22 protein-coding genes are annotated in these 22119 nt (G+C 62.8%); 7 read left to right on the top strand and 15 right to left on the bottom strand.

Features of this window, described 5'->3' with window-relative positions; genetic code table 11:
* Nucleotides 1–24: 24 nt before the first annotated feature.
* From cobS to VKV28_14055, 8 genes are all read right to left on the bottom strand, one after another.
* Nucleotides 25–804, bottom strand: coding sequence for an adenosylcobinamide-GDP ribazoletransferase (gene cobS / locus VKV28_14090; GenBank protein HLH77929.1), 780 nt, complete (start codon nt 802–804; stop codon nt 25–27).
* Nucleotides 804–1865: a nicotinate-nucleotide--dimethylbenzimidazole phosphoribosyltransferase gene (gene cobT / locus VKV28_14085; protein ID HLH77928.1), complete on the bottom strand. Its 1062-nt coding sequence runs from the start codon at nt 1863–1865 to the stop codon at nt 804–806. Before cobT ends, cobS begins: the two co-directional genes overlap by 1 nt.
* Entirely contained in the window at nt 1855–2979 is a 1125-nt protein-coding gene (locus VKV28_14080; GenBank protein ID HLH77927.1) for a threonine-phosphate decarboxylase, read from the bottom strand. Before VKV28_14080 ends, cobT begins: the two co-directional genes overlap by 11 nt.
* On the bottom strand, nt 2976–3965 hold the full coding sequence (cbiB, locus tag VKV28_14075) for an adenosylcobinamide-phosphate synthase CbiB (GenBank protein HLH77926.1): 990 nt from the start codon (nt 3963–3965) through the stop codon (nt 2976–2978). Before cbiB ends, VKV28_14080 begins: the two co-directional genes overlap by 4 nt.
* Nucleotides 3966–4058: 93 nt before the next feature.
* Nucleotides 4059–4820: a 5,6-dimethylbenzimidazole synthase gene (bluB, locus tag VKV28_14070; protein ID HLH77925.1), complete on the bottom strand. Its 762-nt coding sequence runs from the start codon at nt 4818–4820 to the stop codon at nt 4059–4061.
* Nucleotides 4821–4867: 47 nt separating this feature from the next.
* Nucleotides 4868–5386, bottom strand: a complete 519-nt coding sequence (tpx, locus tag VKV28_14065; GenBank protein HLH77924.1) for a thiol peroxidase — start codon at nt 5384–5386, stop codon at nt 4868–4870.
* 484 nt (nt 5387–5870) lie between these two features.
* A complete protein-coding gene (locus tag VKV28_14060; GenBank protein ID HLH77923.1) occupies nt 5871–7505 on the bottom strand; it encodes a hypothetical protein in 1635 nt (544 codons plus the stop codon).
* Between the two features lie 77 nt (nt 7506–7582).
* Complete coding sequence (locus tag VKV28_14055) at nt 7583–8317, bottom strand: CDP-alcohol phosphatidyltransferase family protein (protein HLH77922.1); 735 nt, start codon at nt 8315–8317, stop codon at nt 7583–7585.
* Nucleotides 8318–8524: 207 nt separating this feature from the next.
* Here VKV28_14055 and VKV28_14050 point away from each other — a divergent pair, with 207 nt between their 5' ends.
* Entirely contained in the window at nt 8525–9772 is a 1248-nt protein-coding gene (locus tag VKV28_14050) for an MFS transporter (GenBank protein HLH77921.1), read from the top strand.
* Between the two features lie 12 nt (nt 9773–9784).
* Here VKV28_14050 and VKV28_14045 read toward each other — a convergent pair whose 3' ends face one another.
* Nucleotides 9785–10855: a hypothetical protein gene (locus VKV28_14045; protein ID HLH77920.1), complete on the bottom strand. Its 1071-nt coding sequence runs from the start codon at nt 10853–10855 to the stop codon at nt 9785–9787.
* Nucleotides 10856–11136: 281 nt separating this feature from the next.
* On the opposite strand from VKV28_14045, the gene VKV28_14040 reads away from it, so the two are divergent.
* The 4 genes from VKV28_14040 (at nt 11137) to VKV28_14025 (ending at nt 15371) form a co-directional block, all read left to right on the top strand.
* Nucleotides 11137–12345 carry a VOC family protein gene (locus VKV28_14040; protein ID HLH77919.1) on the top strand — a complete coding sequence of 403 codons (1209 nt, stop codon included), beginning with the start codon at nt 11137–11139 and terminating at the stop codon, nt 12343–12345.
* Nucleotides 12346–12507: 162 nt separating this feature from the next.
* Entirely contained in the window at nt 12508–12822 is a 315-nt protein-coding gene (locus tag VKV28_14035) for a hypothetical protein (protein ID HLH77918.1), read from the top strand.
* 312 nt (nt 12823–13134) lie between these two features.
* The gene (locus VKV28_14030) at nt 13135–14217 is read left to right on the top strand and encodes an LLM class flavin-dependent oxidoreductase (GenBank protein ID HLH77917.1); all 1083 of its coding nucleotides are present in this window, start codon (nt 13135–13137) and stop codon (nt 14215–14217) included.
* 71 nt (nt 14218–14288) lie between these two features.
* Complete coding sequence (locus tag VKV28_14025; GenBank protein HLH77916.1) at nt 14289–15371, top strand: LLM class flavin-dependent oxidoreductase; 1083 nt, start codon at nt 14289–14291, stop codon at nt 15369–15371.
* A gap of 48 nt (nt 15372–15419) precedes the next feature.
* Here the strand turns inward: VKV28_14025 and VKV28_14020 are convergent, their stop codons facing one another.
* Nucleotides 15420–16121 (bottom strand): hypothetical protein, encoded by a 702-nt coding sequence (locus tag VKV28_14020; GenBank protein HLH77915.1) that lies wholly within the window; start codon nt 16119–16121, stop codon nt 15420–15422.
* A 68-nt stretch (nt 16122–16189) separates the two neighbouring features.
* Between VKV28_14020 and VKV28_14015 the strand changes: the two genes are divergently transcribed.
* Nucleotides 16190–16402 carry a DUF3565 domain-containing protein gene (locus VKV28_14015; protein HLH77914.1) on the top strand — a complete coding sequence of 71 codons (213 nt, stop codon included), beginning with the start codon at nt 16190–16192 and terminating at the stop codon, nt 16400–16402.
* Here VKV28_14015 and VKV28_14010 read toward each other — a convergent pair.
* The gene (locus VKV28_14010) at nt 16399–16935 is read right to left on the bottom strand and encodes a peptide-methionine (R)-S-oxide reductase (protein ID HLH77913.1); all 537 of its coding nucleotides are present in this window, start codon (nt 16933–16935) and stop codon (nt 16399–16401) included. The genes VKV28_14015 and VKV28_14010 overlap by 4 nt on opposite strands.
* Before the next feature lie 208 nt (nt 16936–17143).
* On the opposite strand from VKV28_14010, the gene VKV28_14005 reads away from it, so the two are divergent.
* A complete protein-coding gene (locus tag VKV28_14005) occupies nt 17144–18376 on the top strand; it encodes an MFS transporter (GenBank protein ID HLH77912.1) in 1233 nt (410 codons plus the stop codon).
* Between the two features lie 168 nt (nt 18377–18544).
* On the opposite strand, the gene VKV28_14000 is transcribed toward VKV28_14005, so the two are convergent.
* From VKV28_14000 to VKV28_13985, 4 genes are all read right to left on the bottom strand, one after another.
* Nucleotides 18545–18979, bottom strand: coding sequence for a universal stress protein (locus VKV28_14000; protein HLH77911.1), 435 nt, complete (start codon nt 18977–18979; stop codon nt 18545–18547).
* A gap of 1 nt (nt 18980) precedes the next feature.
* Nucleotides 18981–20213, bottom strand: a complete 1233-nt coding sequence (locus tag VKV28_13995; protein HLH77910.1) for a CDP-alcohol phosphatidyltransferase family protein — start codon at nt 20211–20213, stop codon at nt 18981–18983.
* Between the two features lie 94 nt (nt 20214–20307).
* Nucleotides 20308–21144 carry a TIGR03619 family F420-dependent LLM class oxidoreductase gene (locus VKV28_13990; protein ID HLH77909.1) on the bottom strand — a complete coding sequence of 279 codons (837 nt, stop codon included), beginning with the start codon at nt 21142–21144 and terminating at the stop codon, nt 20308–20310.
* A gap of 489 nt (nt 21145–21633) precedes the next feature.
* Nucleotides 21634–22119: helix-turn-helix domain-containing protein (locus VKV28_13985; protein HLH77908.1), on the bottom strand; the 486-nt coding region annotated here is incomplete at its 5' end.

Genomic DNA, 22119 nt, shown 5'->3' with positions numbered 1-22119 from the left:
GCGACGGGCGCCGCGACGCACCGCTCAGCGCAGCGCCGCAAAGAGCAGCAGGATGGCCAACTCAACCAGCGCTCCCGCACCACCGACCAGATCGCCGGTCACCCCGCCCATTCTGCGGCGATAAAACCCGCGCGCCGCAGATACCATAATCAGCGCGGCTGCGGCCGCCGCCACGCCTTGCCATCCGGTCGCCAGTGCGCCCAGCATCGAGAGCGCCGAGGCCAGGTACAATGTCTGAGGCCGATTTTCCTCCAGCAAGTTCGATCCAGCCCCTTGCGCGCGCAGATATTTCATCCCCTCAGCGACCGCGACCATGCTCCAGCGGCTCAGCCCGAAAGCCAAATATAGCGCGACGGCGCACCGTGCCGGACCGATCGCGATCAGGGCGGCCCATTCCAAGGCAAGGAAGAAGATAAGGGCCAGCGTGCCGTACACGCCGATGCGCGGATCGCGCAGAATTTCCAGCGTGCGCGCCCGGTCCGCGCCCGCGCCCAGTGCGTCGGCAGTATCTGCCAACGCGTCCAGGTGAAGTGCACCGGTCAGAAGGGTGGCCGAGCCGAGCACCGCTATCATGCTCAACATTGGCGGAAAAAGCCTGGCCAGCGCGTGCGCCCACACTGCCAACATGGCGCCGATTGCGAAGCCGACGAGCGGAAACCATCCGAAGGAGGCAGCGACCAAAGCAGCCGGCGCCGGCCTCCTGGCTCCTACAGGAAGTATAGTTAAAAAACTAACCGCCAAGCACAAGGCGTGCACTTGACGCGCAGCCGCCCTCCGCGCGCGTGCGGTAAACCGCCGCTCCATCAGCCAAGCTTTTCCGCCACGCCCGCGCTGGCGAAGGTCGCCATCCCGGAGTATGCGGCCAAGGCGGCCTGAATGATCGAGATGGCCAACGCCGCACCGGTCCCTTCACCCAGGCGCAAATCGAGATCGAGCAGCGGACGCGCCTCCAGATAGCGCAACACCAACTGATGGCCCCCTTCGGCTGAGCGATGGCCGAACAGCAGATGGTCGCGCAGACCGGGTTTGATCCGATCGGCGATCGCCGCGGCCGCGGTAGCGATAAAGCCGTCGATCACCACCGGGATGTGCACCGCGGCGCCGCCCAGGCACACCCCCGCCATCGCGGCAATCTCGAATCCGCCCAGCGCCGCCAGCAGATGCAGCGGATCGCTAGAGCTAGAGCGATGACGTTCCAGCGCACGTTCGATCACCTTGATCTTGCGGTGCCATCCGGCCTCGTCCAGACCCGTGCCACGCCCGGCGATTTCCTCCGCTCGCATCCCCGTAATGGCGCACAACAGGGCTGCCGCGGCAGTGCTGTTGCCGATCCCCATCTCGCCGATGCCCAGCAGGGTAACGCCACTGGCTTCGGCCTCGCGCGCGGCCGCGATTCCGACTGCCAGCGCACGCACCGCTTGCTCGAGATCCATCGCGGTATCGAGGAGAAAATCCCGCGTGCCAGCGGCAATCCGCCGATAGCTGACTCCCGCCATCGGAGCGGCGCTGGTATCAGTCGCTACGCCCACGTCGAAGACCCTCAGCCTCAGACCCAAATGACGCGTCAGGGCGCAAATTGCCGCTCCCCCCTCAGCGAAATTACGCAGCATCTGCACCGTAACTTCAGGCGGATAGGCGCTGACGCCGTGTGTCGCCACGCCGTGATCGGCAACGAAGACCAGAATTTCCGCAGCGCCCACCCGCGCGCTACCGTCATGACGAATGGCGGCGTAACGGCGTACCACTTCCTCCAGGTAGCCCAGGCTCTCGCGCGGCTTGGTCAGTTGCCCGAGCCGCCGCGCGGCGGCTTGGGCCGCATCGGGATCAGGCGCGACGATTGCGGCTAGTGTCTCCTCAAGCGCCATCCTGTGGTTCTCCTGTTGGCGATCGGCGTTGTGGCCGCGATTCTTCGGGCTCCGATCGATCGCACCATTCGCGCATCGTCTCCAGCAACCGATCGTGATCGGCGCGCCGGCGCAACCCAATCCGATACAGCCCGGGACCCGCGCCCGTCATCGTGGCCAAACTGCGAATCAATATTCCACGCCTGCGCAGGTAATCGGATAACTCGACGCCATCCGCCGCAAGAGGCGCGCGGATAAGCAAAAAGTTGGCGCGGGAAGGAAACACCGCGAGGCCACCGAGCGCGGCCAATTGCGCGCTGAGATAGTCTCGCTCCATCCTTACCTGTCGGCCGACTTCCTCATACCACGCCGCAGGAAGCTTCAGACAGGCCAGCCCTACCGCCGAAGCCGGGGCGCTGACCGACCACGGCTCCAGCGCTTCGCCCAGCGCTCGCGCAACCGCCGTTTCTGCCGCGATGTAGCCCAGGCGCAGGCCGGCGATCGCGTAGATCTTGGTCATCGACCTGACCACCAACAGGCGCGGATAGCGCGCAGTCAGGCCGGCCATCGAAACTGGCTCGTCGGCGAACTCGATAAAGGCCTCGTCGAACACGCACCAGCACTGCCGCCCCTGACATTGGCGCGCGATCTCCTCGGCCTCCGCCAGGCTCAGACAGGAGCCGGTGGGACTGTTGGGACGACCGATGAAGATGGCATCGGCACCCTCTTCCAGGACCGCGCAGATTTGCTCGGGCAACAGCGCAAAGTTAGCGCTCTCGCGCAGGGGTAGCCAGCGCGCCGGATCGCCCGCCAGCGTCAGCCCGTTGGCAATTTCGCTGAAAGTGGGAGTCACCACCACTGGACGCCTGGGCCTGAGCACCCGCGCGATCAGATAGAGCAAGGCGGTCGAGCCGTTGCCAGCCACCAAAGCCTCTGCGGGCAGGTCCAGGTAACGGGCCAAGCCGGCACGCAAGCTGGCAGCGTATGGTTCCGGATAGCGATCGATCTCGGCTATCGCTTCTTGGTAGGCGCGGAGGACTTGGGGCGGCGGGCCCAGGGGGTTGAGACTGACACTGAAATCGACCATCCCAGCATCGGCACCACCGCCGTGGACTCGATCCAGCGCCGAAGTCATCGCAGACCCAGGAGCGCACGCACCGTTGCCATCAGCAAAAACGCGAACAGGGTCTGGGTCCACATCATGGTACGGGCTAGGCGGATATCCGCGATACGCAGCGGCCGCTGCGCCCGCCCCATCAGCGGACGAGGCTCCAGCTCACCCTCGTAATACGCTTCGCCACCGAGCTGAATCCCCAGCGCCCCGGCCATCGCGGCTTCCAGCAATCCGGCATTGGGGCTGCGATGGCGGCGGCCGTCGGCCACCATCGTCTCCCAGGCGAATCGGCCCCGCCGGTTGATAAACTGGGCCGCTACCACCAGACACAGCGCGCTCAGGCGCGCGGGCAGATAGTTGGCCAGATCGTCCAGGCGCGCAGCCGCGCGGCCAAAGTACAGATAGCGGCTGTCGGTATAACCAATCATCGAATCCATGGTGTTGATCGCCTTATACACCATCGCGGCCAGCGGCCCGCCCAGGAAAAGGTAAAACAACGGCGCGATCACGCCGTCGGAGGAGTTTTCCGCCACCGACTCGATTACCGCACGCGCGATCCCCACCTCGTCCAACGACGCGGGGTCGCGCCCCACCAAGGCCGGCAACCGCCGGCGCGCGGCCCCCAGATCGTTCCATCCCAGGGCTTGCTCAACCCGTGCCGCCGCCTGATCTAGTTCGCGCAGTGCAAGCGTGGTCCAGGCCAGGATCAGCGCGACCAACGCACCCAAGGCCGGAGTAGCTTGGGCCGCGGCCCAAATCAGAAGCCACACCGCGCCACCCACCAAGAGCATCACGAGCGTGGCCAGAAGCCCGCCCCGGCGCAAATCGGAAGCGGGTTTAGCGCACCGCAGATGGCGTTCGCCAAAAGCAATCAGCCAGCCGATCAGGCGCACCGGATGGGGCAGCGCGGCGGGATCGCCCAGCGCCACATCGAGCACCATCGCCACGGCGATGAAACCGGTAGGCAGAAACCAGGCGAAGCTCATCGCCGGGAGCGCGCTACCCACCTTGGTGCAAGACTTTCTGAGGTCATCGCTCAGCGACCGGAGCGATCGCGCAAGGCAATGCAGCCGCCGCAGCGAGCGCGCTCGACCCAATCATCAAGAATCGTCCGCCGAATCGGAGTCCGGCTGGCCCTCGGGGAAAATATCCCGCCAGATGGCTGGATCGGCAATCAGCGCGGTGAACTGGCGGCGGCGAGCGAGGTCGCCGGTCCATTGCTCGAAATGAATCAGAGCTTCGGGCGGCAGACGCTCCAGCCAGCCCTCGCTCTCCAGCACCGGACGGTCGGGAAAATCCCTAACGTAGCCCAAACAGAGGTAGGCAATGGGAATAATATGGGCGGGAATCGCGAACAGTTCGCGCAGGGCATCGTTGCGCAGGATGCTAACCCAGCCCATTCCCAATCCTTCGGCGCGCGCTGCCAGCCAGAGATTTTCCACCGCCAGACAGGTGGAGAAGATCTCGACGTCGCGCGATTCGACTCGACCCAACACCGCCGGGCCGAAGCGATCGGGTTCGCAAGTCACGATTACGTTGAGCGGCGCCTCCAGGATGCCTTCCAACTTCAGCGAGAGGAATTTGGCCCGGCGCTCGCCGCTGAATTGCTCGGCGTTGCGCGCGCGCGCTTCCTCGAAGACCGCTTTGACCTGCCGGCGCCGTTCCAAGTCACGCACCAGGATGAAATCCCAGGGCTGGGTAAAGCCCACGCTGGCGGCATGATGAGCCGCGATCAAAACCCGCGCCAGCTTGTCCTCGGGAATCGGGTCAGGCAGGAACTCGCGCATGTCGCGGCGGCGAAAAATTGCCTCGTACAGACCGCGCCGGCGCGCCGCCGAAAACGAATGCTTTTCGGTTGCCATCTGCTATTCGCGTCCTGCCTCGCCCCGGCCCTCCTCTCGCTTCCCGCTCAGGCGGCCTTGCGCGCCGCCTCTAGCGCCGCTTCGAAGTTAGGCTGATTGGCGACCTCACTGACGTATTCGGAATGTACCACCTTGTTGTTCTTGTCGAGCACGAACACGGCACGACACAACAGCCCGCTCTCCTTCATCAAGGTACCGTATTTCTCGCCGAATTCGTGGCTTTTATAATCGCTGGCGGTCGTGACTTTATCCACCCCGGCGGCAGCACACCAGCGTGCCTGCGCAAAGGGCAGATCCAGCGAAATGGTCAGGATTACCGTGTCGGCAGACAACTTGGCCGCCTCTTCGTTGAAGCGTCGAGTCTCGGCGTCGCACACCGGCGTATCCAGCGAGGGCACCGCCGAGATGATCTTGACCTTGCCCTGAAACTGGTCGAGTGAAACCGGCGCCAAGCCCTTACCGGTTACCGTGAAGGCGGGTGCGCTTTGCCCTACTTTAAGCTCCGGCCCGATCAGGGTAACCGGATTGCCGCGCATCGTAACCACGCCTTTTCGTTCCTCTGCCATAAGCCTGCTCCTTGATTAAGTTGGTTAAGCGATACTTTTGCGGGCAGAGCCGTCAGTTAGCCCTGGTCCTGGATGCCCGATTGGCTCACAGTCTCAAAGAAAGCGATGCCGCATGCAACCCCGCCGGCGTAATGTCCCTGCCGCCCAGGCCCGCTCTCGGACACGGCTGGGTCTGTATTGCTGAGTCCGCTATGACCCGGAGCGGTACAGTCTGCTCGCACAAATCCAGTATTAGCGCTTACTTATTTCCCTGGAACACGACTTGCTCCAGGACGACACGACAGCCGGTCCGGGGCGGATAGGCTAAGGGCGCGAGCAGCCAGTCCGTGGATGCGCCGAAAGTTAGACGAGGCGCGCGGAAGGGGGCGGGCGGAGGTGTGGCGAGGCGAACGGTCGATGGTGGCGAGAGAGACTCGGGACTGGGGTGGGCGTAATCGACGCACCAGTGGAGGATGATGGCGAGTGCGAGGCCCCGGACCGGCTCCTAATCTGCCGGCTCATCCTCGGGCGTATACGGGCGAGCGGCGGACGCACTGACCAAATCGGCGCATTCGAACATCGCGATTCCTGCCGCGCCGTCGAGCTCAAGGCTTGCAAAGCCCACTGACAGACAAAGCCGCGCGCCATCGGCGGCCGGCCGCGCCATCGCCATGAAGCATCGGGGCTGGGCCGCGAACGTCTCCTCCTTCAATCCCACCCTCACTCGCCCCTCGATCACTGCCGGTGGCACGCCAGGCAGACGCGGTTGAGCGGTGAGTGCCTGTACCACGCCGGGAATCGCGGCTTGCGCGAAGATCTTGCGCGCGCTGGCACTGATACCGCCGTTGCGCTCGACGCTGACTACTTCCAGGCCGATGCTTGCAGACCCGTCCTCCAGCGCGCCCCACAACGCGCAGCGCCGACTGAGGTCGAAGTCGAGCGGACTTGCCAGCGGCGGCCCGCTTCGCCCGATAGCCTGAATTGCGAGGGTTGATTCTCCCAATTGAAGCGCACCTGCGAGCCGGCCGAAACAACTCCGTTCGGTCTGCCAAAGCGGCGCCAGGCTGCTCGACCTAAAACGACAATCGAGCCCCACCGCGGGCTCCAGGTATGCGCCGGCCAAGGCCTGTTCCAGCCGCATGTAGGTTCGGCTGTCGTCAACTCGCAGCATTGGCCCGTTAAAACGCAATTCCAGCTCGCCCGCCCCCACGGTTAGCTGCAGCGGGCCGCCGCTTATCCGATCGCCCTGGGTGCGCACCGCACCGTCGGCCGTGAATATCCAAAGGTTGGTGCCGATAAGCAAAGCCAGCCGTGCGCCGCCGCCTCCGTCCAGGTCAAAGCTGGCGATGATCCCCACGCCGGCATGCGCATCGTAACACTCCAGACCGAAGCGATGGGCGCTGCGCGCCAACGCCGGTGGCGTAAGCGGCAAACCCTGCGGGTAGCGCGACGCTTTCGGTTCCAACGCCGCATGGTGGTCGCTGAAGCTCCGGCCGAGCAAGTCCAGGATTTGTGCGCGCCGCGGCCCCGGCCAGCGCACCGCCACCGACAGCTCGATTTGCAAGGCCTGGATTTCACCCTGCTCGGTCAGCCGCGCGAGTCGGCGCAAGGCCGGCTCGGGACTTTGGATATAGCGGCGAGTCAAGGCCTGGAGCAGGTTATGCCGACCGCCGGCGGGATAGCGGAACCCCAACGTGGCGCTCACCCCGATTGCCTCCAGGTGGGCGCACAGCGGCGCCAGCGTATTGGCAAGAAAACGTGGGGTTGCGCTCAGAAAGGCGCCACCCGCCGGACGTATCTGCTCGTCCAGCACGCGCGCACCCAAGCCGAAATCCACTCGTGGCTCGATCACGTTCCAACCGTGGATTAGCAGCACCAAGGCGTGGCCCTGGCGCGCGACGATTTGCTCCAAAACCTCGGCCAGGAGATCCAATACCACCGGAGCGCGCGCCAAAAGCTGATCGATACGGTTGCAATCGAGCCGATTACGATCCATCGCCCGGTTAATCAGCGCGCTGGCCTGCAACCGCCCAGCCAATTCGCGGGTAAACTGCGCCGTGTGCAGATCGTTGATGCGCGGATTGGGGCTCGCGTGCGCCGTCGCTTCGGCCCGTCCGCCATGGGGCGCCAGCAAAAGCACCGAGCCCTTTCCAGCGATTGCTTCTAGCCACTCTGGCCGGCTGCACGCAGTGGAAGACGTGTTTTCACTGGCGGCTTTCATGGTGGCACAAGCGCACGACGCCCCTGGATCGAGAAAATACAGGACATGACCAGATAGTAGCCGATAAAGCCGAACGAGCACCAAACCAGCAATGGTTTGGGATGGGGCAGCTCGAACAAAATAATCGCCACCAGGACCGCCCACAGTGCGGCCAGGATAAGGGTCAAGCGACGCAGACGCAGGGTACGGTTGGGGTAGATATACTTGCTCGGCACCCACACCAAAGCTACCAGGACTAGCATGATCACAGCGTTAATCGTGCGACTAAACGCGAAGCAATAAAGATAAAACGCCACCAAGTTCCAGTAGGAAGGAAAGCCCAGAAAATAATTGTCGGCGGTCTTGGCGTTGACCCGGCTAAACCCAAACGCGCTCGAGATCACCACCGCCGTCGCGAGTAGCCAACCTGCCCACCCAACCGGCATTAGTTGCGCGCGCAACATCAAGAAGACCGGAGCGATCACATATGTGAGATAATCGACCAGGTTGTCCAGCAGGGCGCCGTCGAATTGAGGGATCAGTTGCTGGAGCCGCAAGCCGCGGGCAAGCGGCCCGTCGCTGGAGTCGATAACGGTCGCCAGCGCCATCGCGACAAACGCGGCGCGAAAGCGGCCGGTGGCGGAAAATTCGATCGCCAGTAGCCCCAGCATGGCGCCTGACGCGGTATAGCCGTGGACCGCCCAGCCCAGGGCGCGATAAATCGGATGGCATAAGTCGTCAGCATCCCTCATGAAGCTCGATTGCCCCGCTCTGGCTGCTAGCTAGCGGCTACCCCACCGGTGCTCGCGCTTGTACTCTTTTATCCCAAAGCGCGAGTAATTGCAGACCGCGCGCCCACAAATGTCCGATCGTCTCCCCCTGAATCCAGAAGCAGAGGAGATGTAAGCGCTGGCTTGACCGCTCGCTTATCGCCCCCGAATTGGCGCAAGATGACGCTCATGAGTCCCACCCGACGCCAAGCGTGGAAGATTCTCCTCGGCCTGACCGTGATCCAGCTATTCATGTTCGGTCCGACCTCGGGCACGATGGGAGTGTTCATCCTTCCTTTTATCCGGGAGTTCGGCTGGAGCCACGAACAGGCCTCGCGAATCGCCACCGCCTACGCCTTATCGATGGGCGCAGCAGCGCTGGGCTCGGGCTGGCTGCTGGATCACATCTCGGCCCGTTGGGTAGTGGCATTGGGGATTCTATCCGCCGCCACCGGCTGTCTGCTTGGCAGCCATATACATGCGCTCACGCCATTGGTCCTGTGCTACGCGATGATGGGAGTGGGCGCCTCATTTGCCGCCTGGGTTCCGATTTATGTCCTGGGCACGAGCTGGTTTCCCAACCAGCGCGCGATGGCGATTGGAATTGCCGGGATGGGCGTGGCGATCGGGATGGCGCTGGCCCCGCGCATTCTGACCGCAATCATCGCTCATACCGGATGGCGTATCGCGATGCGGGCGGTGGCCGTGCCGATGCTGTTGGTGGCGCTGCCGGTCGACCTGCTTCTGATCAGCGGCCGGCCGGCCGGTGAGATCGCCACCCGCGACCGACCCGCGCACGAACTGCCCGGCTTGGATCTGGGCCCAGCGCTGCGCACCTCCGCTTATTGGCTGGTGGTAGCAGTCGCCTTTTTCAGCGCGCTGGGCCAAGGGGCCGGCTATGTACACGCAATTCCCTTCCTGGTCGGCAGCGGCTATACGGCCGGCGCCGCCGCCAGCATCTTCGGCGTCCAAGCCTTTCTCTCCGGAGTCGGGCTAATCCTGGCCGGCGCGCTGGCCGACCGTTACGGCCCCAAGCTGATGACCGCGCTGACCTTGACCCTGCTCGCGCTGGGCCTACTCAGCATCCTGGCTGTGCGCGATCCGCATTGGCGTCTGGCGGCGACACTGGCTTATATCGTCCTGTGGGGGTTGGACATGGGCTACCGCGGCGTACTACCGGTACTGATGCTGGAAGCGCTGGGGCCTCGGCGCTTCGCCACCCTCAGCGGTGGCTTCTCGTGCGCCGATGCGCTGGGACACGCCAGCGGCCCGATTATCGCCGGCCTGCTCTTTGACTTGACCCGCAGCTATACTCTGGCCTTCGAACTGGCAGGTGGCGTAATTCTGTTGTCCGCCCTCCTCAGCACGCTGGTTTTTCCCGCCAAATGGCGCGCCAGCGCTTCGCCGGCGGTCGATCTGGCAGTTAAGACCGGCTAGGCAAATCCGGCTTCAGGCTACCGGGAACGAGACAAAGCATTTGTCGGATTGGAAAATGTAGGTCTCGATATAGTCATGCACCCGGGGCGTCAGCCCCAGCTCCGCCATCGCCCCGGCCAACACCATCCAGTTAAGCATCTCGTGCTGACCCGCCCGCTCGATCTGGGCGATAGAGCGGGTGCGCCAAAACTCGTAATCGCCGCGCGACAATGCCTCCAGCATCAGGCGGTCGGCCTCGTAGTCGGGCAGCACCCAGCCATTGGTGGGAGTCAGAAAGCAATGCGACCAGCTCGATGACGCAATCAAGGCGACCCGATAAGGGCTTTCGCGCAGCGTTTGGGCCAGCTTGGCGCCCACTTCCATGCACAATGCCGGGGCCGGGCCGGGTGGGTCGGGCTGACTTTCCTCGCTCGCTTCCTTGAACAGATGAGCCCAGCCGCCATGAGATTGGATCACCACGCTGCCGTAGCAATTGACGTCAAAGGGAACGACCGGGTAGGGGAAGCCGCGGCGGTCGCAATCCAGGTAAAGCAGGGTGTTGGTGAAGGCGTGAGCCAGGCCGGGATGGTGCAGCGGGCGATAGGCATAGGGCATCGCGATCCCGCGCCGCAGCAGACCGGTGGTAAGGTATTTGGCCCCCTCGCGATGGCCATGGAGGGGCATGCTCCAAGCGTCGGGCTCACCCCAGTAATTCTTCTGCTTATAAGTGCCACCACGCAGCCAGGGGCGCAGGGCAAAATCGTCATCCAGCCCCAGAATGCAGAAGGGCGGGATGATATCGTCGCGAAAGTTTTCGTACTGGTCGTCGCCGAAAATTACCACGAAGTCCGGAGCAAAATCGTCGATTTGGCGCCGGATGCGGCGAAAATTCTCCCACATCCGCGCCCGGTAGCGGCGCCCCGCGCTCAGCCCCTCGTCCTCGCCCATCTCGGCCGCCATCGGGGCCGGCCAATTCCGGCGATCCTTGTAGCGGTGATCGATAAGGGGCGCGGAGAGGATGTGCTTGAATAGCCACAGCATCCCCTCATCCGCCACCGTCAAGGAGGGGTAGTGGGTCACTCCCAATCCGAGAATCTCACCCATTGCGCGGCCTCCCACGACCGCCTCGCCGGCAAGGCGGTCGATATGGCAATACCAGTCGATATGGCAATACCAGAATAATGCCGCTGTTGGCAAAAACCTTTACCGGGGAGAGCCGGCGAAAGCGGCGTGAAGAAGGGCTGCTGCCGTTATTAAATTTGCCCTCTCGGTGGTAGACTGCGGACAAATGGCGCCGGACTGGGCAGCAGGATTGGAAAGCACAGGCGGACACGACAAAATCAAATCCGAGGATAGGCCGCATTAAACCAGCGAGGAGAAATCAAATGGCCAACGAGCAAGGCAAATACGATGTCGGCGGCGTCCTGATGGATAGACCGTTCAAGATTCGCCGCCTGGGCCACTTCGGCATCAACTTAGGCGATCTGGATGCTGGGCGCCACTTCTACAGCGAGCTGCTCGGCTTTCGGGTCAGCGACGTGATCGACCTGAGCCAATCGCCACGCGCTCAGCAGCTAGGTGCAGTCAAAGACCCACGCCTGATTTTCACTACCTATGGCACCGACCACCACGCCTTCGTCATCGGGCATCATTCCCTGATGGGCGACGCGCGCTATCCCGAGGTCAACACCAATCAGATCACCTGGCAGTTGGGAACCCTCAACGAGGTAGTGCAGGCCATCGATTACCTGCGGAAGCGCGAAGTTCCGGTAGTGCGCACCGGGCGCGACATGCCCGGCAGCAACTGGCACGTTTACATGAAGGATCCCGACGGCCACACCATCGAGCTGTATTACGGAATGGAGCAGGTGGGCTGGAACCTGCAAAGCAAGCCGCGCGAGATGTATTACCGGCGCTTCAACGAGACCCCGCAATTGCCGCAAATCGGCGAAGAAATCGAGCTGGAGGAAGCCTACCAAAAAGGCATCAATCCGCTCTCCGGCCAGCGTTTGGCCGACAGCGGCGAGCGCAAATATAACGTCGGCGGCGTGCTTCTGCCCCGCCCCTTCAAGATCACCCGAATCGGACCGGTGGGGCTGTTTGTCAAGGATTTGGCCGCGGCCGAGGCCTTCTATAGCGACATTTTAGGCTTCATCCGAACCGAAGAGGTCAATTTCAAAGGGCGGCGATGCGTTTTCATGCGCAATGGCACCGAGCATCACAGCCTGGGACTGTTTCCGGTGGAGCTGCGTGCTGGGTTCAACCTCAACCCGCGCGGCAGCCTGATGAGCTTCGGATGCGAAGTCGGCAGCTACGAGCAGTTGCGCAACGCGGTGCGGTTCCTCAAGGAACAGGGCGTACATTTCAACGACACCATTCCACCCGATCTCTATCCGGGGATCGATTACGCCGCCCATGCGTTGGATCCCGAGGGCAACTGCATCCAACTTTACTACTACATGGAGCAGATCGGATGGGACGGCAAGCCACGCCCCAAAGAACTGCGCCGTCCGGTGGCGTCCAATTGGCCGGACCACCTGGAAGCGCTGTCCGACACCTACCTGGACCAGACTTTTCAGGGTCCGTTGGGCTGAACTTGAGCGGTGTGCGGCGCAAACGGTTGCACTTCGCGCCGCACACCGCTCATAATTCAGGGGCGCGTCCCGCAGGATTCCAGGCACGTCTCCCGAAGCCGGGGCGAGCTCGTGGCAACCCCCGCCGACGCTTAGCGCCGGCTTAGCGTTCGAGGTACGACGATGAAAAAGAAAGCCACGGCCATGCCGCCGCGCCCCGCCCCCAAGGCTAAAGCCAAGAGCGGGAGCAAACGTCCCGGCAAAATCACCACGGCGCGACGCGCCGTTCGTCGCCCCAGTCGCGCTCCCGCGCCGAGCGCGGCCAACAGCGCCCTTACCGAGGCGGTGGCCAGCCTCGCAGCGATTGCTGCGGAATTGCGCCAAGCGCTCGAAGCGCTGCGCGAGCTGATCGCGCTGAGCCGCACGCCCGCCGGGGCAAACGCGCAGGTGGGCGAAAGCGAAGTCAGTGCTGTGGTGATTACCGACGAGGAAGCCTAGCGGGGGAGAAAGTCTCCCAACTAACCCCCACGCTATTATCTCGCCCGGTCAGGGGAAAAAGATTGAGGATGCAAGGCTACTGTCATGCAGCCTGCTGCCTTTCAAGCAGCAGGCCGATCCGGCCCAAAGCAATCAGGAGCAGCGCTCTCCCATCGGTAGCCCATCTCGTGAACCTCGGGAGCCCCATGTTTCTTCCACTCTCGTATTGATTCTTCCCTGGCGCGCTTGTCGATGCTCGCGCCGGCTCAAAGGGGGGCGCGGCCTCAACAAGAGATGGAGAGCGCGACGCCTACTCGACCCACGAAATAGCCGATGCAATTTGCCATCATGATCGATAGCCACATCGACAAGTGGCCGCTGATTCGCCACGCCGAAGAGCTTGGCTACGATCGAGCCTATGTCCCGGACTCAGAGATGATTTGGTCGGATTGCTATGCAATCCTCGCGCTAGCCGCGGCCAACACCCGGCGCATCGCCCTGGGCACCGGGGTTTCCAACCCGGGCTCGCGCCTGGCTCCAGTCACTGCATGCGCAATCGCGACTATCAACCGGATAGCTCCCGGCCGGGTCTTTCTAGGGCTAGGGACGGGCCACACTTCGATGCGCCTGGTGGGGCGGCCTCCGGCAAGCTTAGCCAGTTTGCGTGAATACGTCCGGGTCGTGCGCGCGCTGCTCGACGGTGAGGAGGTCGATTACCCCTATCAGGGCGAACCACGTCTAATAAAATTCATGCATCGCGACCGCGCCTATCTCGATCTCGATCATCGCATTCCGATTTATATTGCCGCCAATGCCGCGCAGGCCACTGAGTTGGCCGGAGAAATCGCCGACGGTTGGATTACTCACACGATCGCTCCGGCCGTGGGCGCGGCTGGTTTGCGACGATTGCAAGATGGAGCGCGTCGGGGTGCCCGCTCACTGCCGGCTGCTTTTCATACCACCTTTCAAACCACCACTTGCGTCCTGCGCCCGGGCGAAAGTTTGCGCTCGGAGCGGGTGATCGATCGGACCGGGGCGCATGTCGCCTGCGTTTTGCATATTGCCTGGGAGCTGTGGAACAAGAGCGGGCGCCGGGATGAAACCGTCCCCCCCTTCTTCGCCTCCATTTGGGAGGAATACGTCGCTCATGTCGAGCACATGAGCCTGCCCGCGGTCGCGCGCTTTCGCCAAATTCACGAAGGCCACTGCACGTTCGTGACCGCGCGGGAGCGCCGCTTCATCACTCCCGAAGCGATCGCGGCGATTTGCCTGGTGGGCAGCGCCGAGGAAATCATCGATCGAATCCGAGCAATGGAGCAAATCGGCTTTGCCGAGCTTCATCTCTATCCGCCGGCAGATTGCGACCGCGCCGTGTTCGAGGAATTCGCCCGGCTCATTATGCCCGCTTTCAAGTAGCTTGCGCCACTGCCACGCGGATTGGACCATTCCGACTGGACTGGGGACACCGGAGCAGGACAATATTTAGTATGCAATTCAGCGTTACTTTGGACACCCACATCGATAAATGGCCGCTTGCACGCTACGCTGAGGAGCTGGGCTTTGACCGCGTAGCGATTCCGGATTCGGAAATGATCTGGTCCGATCCCTATGCCACCCTGGCGCTAATAGCTGCCAACACCAGTCGCATTTTGATCGGCACCGGCATCACATCGCCCGCTTTGCGCATCGCGCCGGTATCGGCCTGCGCGATCGCGACTATCAATCGGCTGGCGCCGGGACGGGTCTTTTTCGGAATCAGCACCGGCCATACCTCTGTGCGGCTGATCGGGCGCAAGCCATCCTCATTGGCGACGCTGCGCGAATACGTGCGGGTAGTACGAGGACTGCTCAATGGCGAAGAGGTGAATTATCCCTACAAGGGCGAACCCCGACTGATCAAGTTCATGCATCTGGATCGCCATTACATCAATCTGGAAAATCGGATTCCGATCCTGATCGCGGCCAACGGCAGCAAGGCTATCCGCCTGGCCGGCGAATTAGCCGACGGCTGGACCACCTCAACCAAGAATCCCGAAATCGGGCGCCATCATATCGCCGAATTGCGCGCGGGCGCCCAGGCTGCCGGCCGCCAACTTCCCGACGATTTCTATTTCAGCTTTCAGACCTGTGCCTGCGTCCTGCGCCCGGGCGAGAGTTTGTCCTCCGAGCGGGTTATCAACGAGACCGGTTCCTACGTCACCTGCATTTTGCATCAGACCTATGAAGTCTGGGAGGCCTCCGGACATAAGGAGGAGGTCGTGCCGCCCTTCTTTCGCGCTCAATGGGATGATTATCTCAAGCGGGTAGCCAACTTCAGTTTGCCGCCCCAGGCCCGCTTTCGGCAGATTCACGACGGCCACTGCACTTTTTTACAGCCCGAGGAGCGGCGCTTTGTCACCCCCGAGGCAATTCGCGGCACCTGCCTGGCGGGTGAGCCCGACGAAATCATCTCTCACATTCGCGCGATGGAAAAGGTGGGCTTCAGTGGCTTAAACCTGCTGCCCGCGGCCGACTATCAGCGCGAGGTCTTCCGCGATTTCGCCGAGCAGATCATTCCCGCTTTTCGCTGATAGCACACGCGACCCCTGGCGTTCGAGCGCTCCCAGTACAATGGCGGACTAATGCAAGACCGCGTTGGCAATCCGTTCCGCGATGAGCTTTTTGGCCGCTTCGAGGTCGTCGCCGGGATGGACCACCGCAAGCACTGTGAAGTCGCCTGTGCCGTTACCCAGCACCGCGTGGGCGACCAAAGCGGTATCGTAGGTCTGCGGCTGGTCCCCCACCTCGGGCTTGTAGATCTGCGAGCCCACATAGCGCGGCAGCTCGGTAAATCCGCCCGAGCTGTCAGGCGGATTGCTGAGCTGATAAATCTGCTGGACGGTGGTGGGCGGCCCTTGCGTCATCATGCCATTGCTCATCAAGCTGTTGCCCTGGCTCAAGTACTCCTGAATCGATTTCGACACCGGTTCCTGTGGAGTTGGGCCGGCCGCCGCTTCGTCGGTCAACGGCACCCATCCCGCCGCCCGCAGCAAGGCCGCCGTTGCCCTTACCCCTGGTGCCACCGCATCGGGCGACAGGTCGGGGGTCAACTGGCGCGAAACCAGGGTCACGGTCAAGGCCACATCGGGGCCCGGTTTGCTCTCCCGACGGCGCTGGGCATTGAAATCCTCGCTGAGGGTGTCATGAATCGTAGGATCGGTAGCGATTACCACGATCGAACTATTGGGGGCAGTGGTCAGCGAACCGGCCGATTTGATGGTTGTGGCCGACGCCAACGTCGGCACCAGCATCGCCATCAACAGCATTGCCAATAAGCTCACATATTTTATCTAATGGCGTCCCGCACGCGCTTTCAAGGGGGGACAACCCTTCCTTTCGCGTCCGAGACATGAAGCAAAAGATCGTGGAACAACCTATCGTCGGATTTCATCGGGACGAACACGGCGACTGGGTCGCCGATTTGGCCTGCGGACATACCCAACACGTGCGCCATCGACCGCCGTGGCAGCTACGCCCCTGGGTGGTCACCGCAGCCGGCCGCAAAAGCCGGCTGGACGCCCGCCTAAATTGCAAACGATGCGACGAGACAACCAGCGGCTAGGCGCGCGGAAATTCGCGAAAATTGAGCGCAGCCGAGCTAATGGAATAGCGTCGATGGGTAGGGGGCGGCCCATCGGCAAACAGTTGGCCTACAAAGGCGTCGCATTCCACGCATAGGACTGCCGGATGTCGTACCCCTGACGAAGCCCTGAGCCTGACGTTTTCGGTCGCCACCGGTGCCCAGAAGCTGGCCCATCCGGTTCCGGCCTCGTACTTAGTCTGGGAACTGAACAGGGTATTGGCACAGCACACGCAAGTGTAGAGTCCGCGCCCGCGAAAGCTGGCAAACTGGCCCGCGAACGGCCGCTCCATCACCCCGCGCCGGGTCACCCAGTACTGCTCGGGGGTCAGCAGGCGCCGCCATTGGGCATCGCTTTTGATCACTTTGGGCACCGCTGCTTCCCCCGTCGGCTCGCCGTCGGGGCTGAATCGGACCACCGTCACGAGGTTCGTCGGTTCGGAAGAAACCAATTGATTGGTCGGATTGGCACCGCCCAGATGCCACCAAGCCGGAAGCAGCCAAATAGCACCCAACAGGCGGCGCCGCGGAATCGCATTACCTGTCTTCGCCCCAGCCCCGTTGCTATGTTCGGCGCGCAAAGTCCAGCCACCTCTTGGCCCCAAAGATTATACCAACCGGGCGATGGCCAGCCACCGGCTTGACTTGCACCGTAAAGCGGGCGCACTGTCCCTGCCATATCGAAGCGATCCCAGCGCTCCCGGCTGATCTTCTGGAGATGCCATGACCACGCAACGGCGCGGACAAATGATCGTGGCAACGCTGTTTTTGAGCATGCTCTTTATCATCGGAGGCACGTTCGGAACCGCCGGCGTGTTTTTTACCCCATTGCTCAAATACCTGGGCGTGAGCCGCGCCAAATTATCGGTGATCCCAGTGCTGGCCAGCGCCGGCGGGGTGATTTTCTCTCCGATCGTAGGTTGGTTGCTGGATAGAATCGAAGCTCGATGGCTGGTCGGGGCCGGCGCCGGGCTGGCGGCCCTGGCTCTGTTGATGGCTAGCCAGGCCCATTCCTACCAAACCCTGGTGTACTCCAGCCTGCTGCTATCGCTGGGAATGACGGCTGCCACCACCGTCCCCGGCGGCACGGTACTGGCCAATTGGTTTCGCCAGCGGCGCGGACTGGCGATGGGAATCACCTGGACCGGGATGCCGGTGGGCGCGGCTCTGATGTTGCAACTTTCAAGCTATGTTATACGCCACGAGAGCTGGCGCTGGGCTTACGCCGTACTGGCCCTGCCGATGCTTCTGGTCGTGATGCCGATGGGGTTGATCTTCGTGCGCAGCCGGCCGCCCGAACTTGCTCCCGACGAGGGCGCGTACCGCCAGGCCGCTCAGTTGCCGGGCCTCCAGGTCAGCCAGGCACTGGGCGGCCGTTCGTTCTGGCTGCTGGGCTGGATGTGTTTTGCCTACGCTTTTAGCGCGGGCGCGGTGACAATTCACGTCCCGCCCTATCTGATTGAGTTGGGCACAACGCCAGCGCGCGCAGCCGGAGTGCTCAGTGCGATGTTCGCGGTCGATGCGCTATGTAAGCCGTTTTTCGGCGCGCTAGCCGATCTCATCGGGCCTCGTCGCACCTTGACCATGGTCTATTCGATGATGAGTCTGGGCTGTCTGTCGCTGGTCTATGCGGCCGGAGCGTGGTCGATGGTATTGTTCGTCGTGGTTTACGGTATCGGGGTGGGCGCGCCCGTGGCCCTGACCCCGATGCTGGGGGCCGAAGTCTTCGGCCTCAAGCGCTTTGGTACCCTATGGGGCCTGGTAGGAACCTTCACGATGCTGGCCCAGGCGGTCGGACCGATTGGGGCCGGACGCATCTTTGACCTGTACGCCAGCTATCGCCCAGCTTTTGCGATCTGCTTCGTACTTCTGGCGTTGGCCGCATTGGCGCCGCTGGCCTGCGTCAGCCTGCTTCCCACCCCAGCGGCGACGCCGCAGCCGGCTGTGGTCGGTTGATAGCCAGCAACCGCATTTGCCGGCGCTCTAAGCGGCCGGGCAAAAGCCTCCGCGCCCTGCTCCCGCGGTTTCCACTCCTCCCGCTCCGGCAGAGAAGAAGTCTCGCCGTCTGTTGTGCAAGAAGCGGCGCGCGCTACCCGCCCAGTTATTAGAGTGAGATTCGCCGCGCTAATGGGGGCGGATGGTCAAGACCGGGCAGGAAGCCCCGCGCACCACCGCCTCGGTAACGCTGCCCAGCAACAGATGGCTCAGGCCTTTGCGCCCGTGGGTGGCCAGCACGATCAGGTCGGCGCCATACTCGGCTGCCCGTTTGAGGATCGCGGCTACCGGCTCGCCACTGCGAACGTCGGTTTCGTAATCCACTCGGCCCGCCAGTTTTTGCTCGGCCAGTTGCCTGATTTTGTCGCGGTTGGCCAGCTCCCAGTAGGGGTATTCCTCGATCCCGGAGGCGGCCACTTCGGTTGCACCCAGCGGAATCGCGGCCACGTTAAAAACCAAAATGCGGCTATTCATCCGCTGGGCCAGGTGGGCCGCGAAATCCAAGGCGTGGAAAGAATGGTCGAGGTCAACCGGACAGAGAATTTTGGTGAAGATAGCGTCCATCTTAGTCCTCGACCTTTGCGCAGCGCAGCTTGAGGCTGGTCAAGATCCACAGGCCCCCGGCAAAAATCCACGTGCCGAAAGCGGTACCCCAGGCAAACCAGGAAAAGCCATTGAGCAAGGCCAATACGAAGATCAAATAAGCGAAGTCTCGCCCCGCCACCCGCTCGACCAGCTCAATCCAGCGCTTGAATTGTTCCTTGCTGAGCGAGACCGCGCGATTGACCGAAATTGCACAAAAACCGAACCCTCCCAGCAAAATGGCCAGCAGGTAGAAATAAGCCTGGTTACCGCTGCCTCGATAACAGCCCACCAGCAAGCCGATGAAGATCGCCACCTCGACCAGATTGTCGGTAAGCACGTCCAAGCGGCGGCCAGCTTCCGACTCCGTCATCTTGAGCCGCGCCAGCTCGCCATCCACACCGTCCAAGGTCACCGACACCAAAAGCAGCAACCCGCCTCCTACCCGATACCAGTAAGAGGTCGAAGCCACCAGCGTCGCGATCAGTAGTCCCAATGCGGTGTTGAACCAAGTCACCTGGTTGGGCGTGATGGGGGTAGCAGCCAGGCGACGGCTGATGCGCCAGGAAAGACGGCGATCCAGCCAGCGCGCCATGAAGCCGTCGGTATGCGCGGTTTCCAGTCGCATCGCGCGCGCCAACCGCAACTCGGCCTCGCTCTTGGACTCCCGGCCATCCATCGCGTAGGGCAGGTCTGCGCCGATCGAGCCAGGGCGGTGGGAGGTCGCGTGCCGGCGGTCCAGCAAATCCGTCAACGGGCCAGCGCACAGCTGCGCCTCTGCCGCACCCGCGCCAACCGCCAGCGCTACGACCTGACCGGGCTGCGCGCGCTGGAGCGCCAGCAAGCGGGCTAGATGAGAGGCCGCGAAGACCAGGTTGCCACAAACCATCACACAGGCGGTATTGGCAGGGAGACCGGGCACCCCGTTTTTGCCGATTTCTACCAGCAGGAGCCCTGGATCGGCCGCGAATTGGCCGGCTGCCTCGCGCATCAAACCCCGTTTATTGGGATCGCAGTCGACCACGAAGCGTGAGATTCCTGCGCGCTGGCAGTTCAACAGAATTCGCTCCAGTAGGGGGCGACCGTAGATCTCAGTTGCAGCCTGCGACAAACCAAGGATCACAACCGTCGCCGGCGCCGTTGGCACCGGTGTGACCTCGGGCCGCGCCGCCCAAGCCTGACCACCCTGCGACCGCACCTGCATACCCGCGCTCATCCGCGTAGGTCTCGTAACATAGAATTGCTAAGATTACTGATATTCATGCCAACAAGCCAGAGCGCAGCTGTGTCAAGCGATACCGTCGGGCCCGTCAGCGCATCCGCCGCGCCAACTCGGCGCATCGATCCAGGAGCGGGAAAATTTCGTCGGCGCCTGCACTGGGCAGACGAAAGAGAAAATTGTCCAGGCCCAGTTCAATCAACGGCTCAAGCTGCTCGCGCGCCGGGGCCAACCCCGCTACCACCACCTTGAGCTCGCTGGGGTCACGACCGATGCGCTCGGCACTCTCGCGCAACAGCTTCAGGCCGCCCGCTAGATCGGCACGCGCGGCGGTGGGCATCCAGCCGTCGTAGGGAGGCCGTGCGGCGCGGGCGATAAAACGCGGATCGCGCACACCCAACAAGATGGGCGGACCGCCGGGCTGGACCGGTTTAGGATTGGAGATAAGCGGTGGAAAGCGCACTAACGCGCCCTCGAAGGTCGCCTTCTCATGGGTCCAGATTTCGCGCAAGGCCATCAGCTTCTCGCGCATCATGCGCCAGCGCGAATGGGGCGCCACGCCGTGGTCGGCGTTCTCCTCGCGCAAACCGCCCACCCCGACCCCAAGCAAGACGCGTCCTTTGGACATTACGTCCAAGGTTGCGATCGCCTTGGCCAGAGTGATGGGATCATGCTCGACCGCCAACAGTACGCAAGTGCCCAATTTGATCCGGCTGGTGACCGGGATGGCAGCTGCGATTCCCATCAAAGGGTCCAAGGTGCGGAAGTAGTCCTCGGGCAACGGGCTGGGAGTAGTATGTTGCACGGGAATATGGGTATGCTCGGAGAACAGCAGCGCATCCAAACCGCGTGCCTCCACCGCCTGCGCCACCTCGGACGAGCGCAGCGTGCGGTCGGTTAGCATTATATTGGCGCCGAAACTCAACATCGCCTTCTAATCCTTTCCCGCTGGAGAGGGCCTTTCGCTCCATCCAGGCACGGCGAAACGCGGTCCAAACAGTCGATAACCTTTGACCTTTGGCATCGCCTGACTCTTAGCATCAGCACAGCGCTGGTGCCATTGCGCAGGCGAGTCTGTCCGTTGTCCTAAGACTCAATTTTAGTTCGTGCCCGGTCGGGTGCCAGCTATGCTCTTTAGTTGAGGTACCCCCCATAGAAACATGCGAGGTCGTAGTCGTAACCGGAGCCTCGGCCTGAGTGGGCCGGGCGGTAGTGCGCCGGTTCGCCAGGCCTGGAATACGAATAGGCTTGCTGGCACGTGGGCGCCAGGGGCTGGAGGGGGACCTCAGGAGGTCCTGGCAACCGGCGGGCAGGCACTGGCAATTTCGACCGAGGTCGCCAATCACCACGGTTGCAAGCGCGGCGGTTCAAGTGGAACAGGAATTGGGGCCCATCGATATTTGGATCAACGATGCGACTAGTCGATGCCGAAGCGCTTGCGCTTGCGCCACAAGGTCGAAGTGTTGATCCCTAAACGCGCCGCGGCGTCCTCCAGCGTTGGGGCTTCGGCCAGCACCCGCACAATATGCTCGCGCTCCAATTCCTCCAGGCTGCCGGTGGGCGCGGGCCCCTCGCCTTGGTCGCGAAACAGGGTGTCGGGTAGGCAGTCGGGTGTGATTTCCTCGCCGCGGGCGAAGATGACCGCCCGCTCCATCGCGTTGCGCAACTCGCGCACGTTACCCGGCCAGCGATAGCGCGCCAGCGCGGCTTGGGCCTCGGCGCTCAACCGTGGTGGGCTGCGATGATTGCGGCCGGCGGCGGCAGCTAGCAGGGCCTGCGCCAGCACCATCAACTCCTCCTTGCGTTCGCGTAAGGGCGGCACCTGCAGCGCGACCACATTGAGGCGATAGTACAGATCCTCGCGGAAGCGATGGGCCGCGACTTCAGCCGCCAGGTCGCGGTT

Source organism: Candidatus Binataceae bacterium, from assembly GCA_035294265.1.
Lineage (GTDB): Bacteria > Desulfobacterota > Binatia > Binatales > Binataceae > DATGLK01.
Note: the sequence above shows the minus strand (reverse complement) of the source record. Positions and strands in the feature narration are given on the sequence as shown.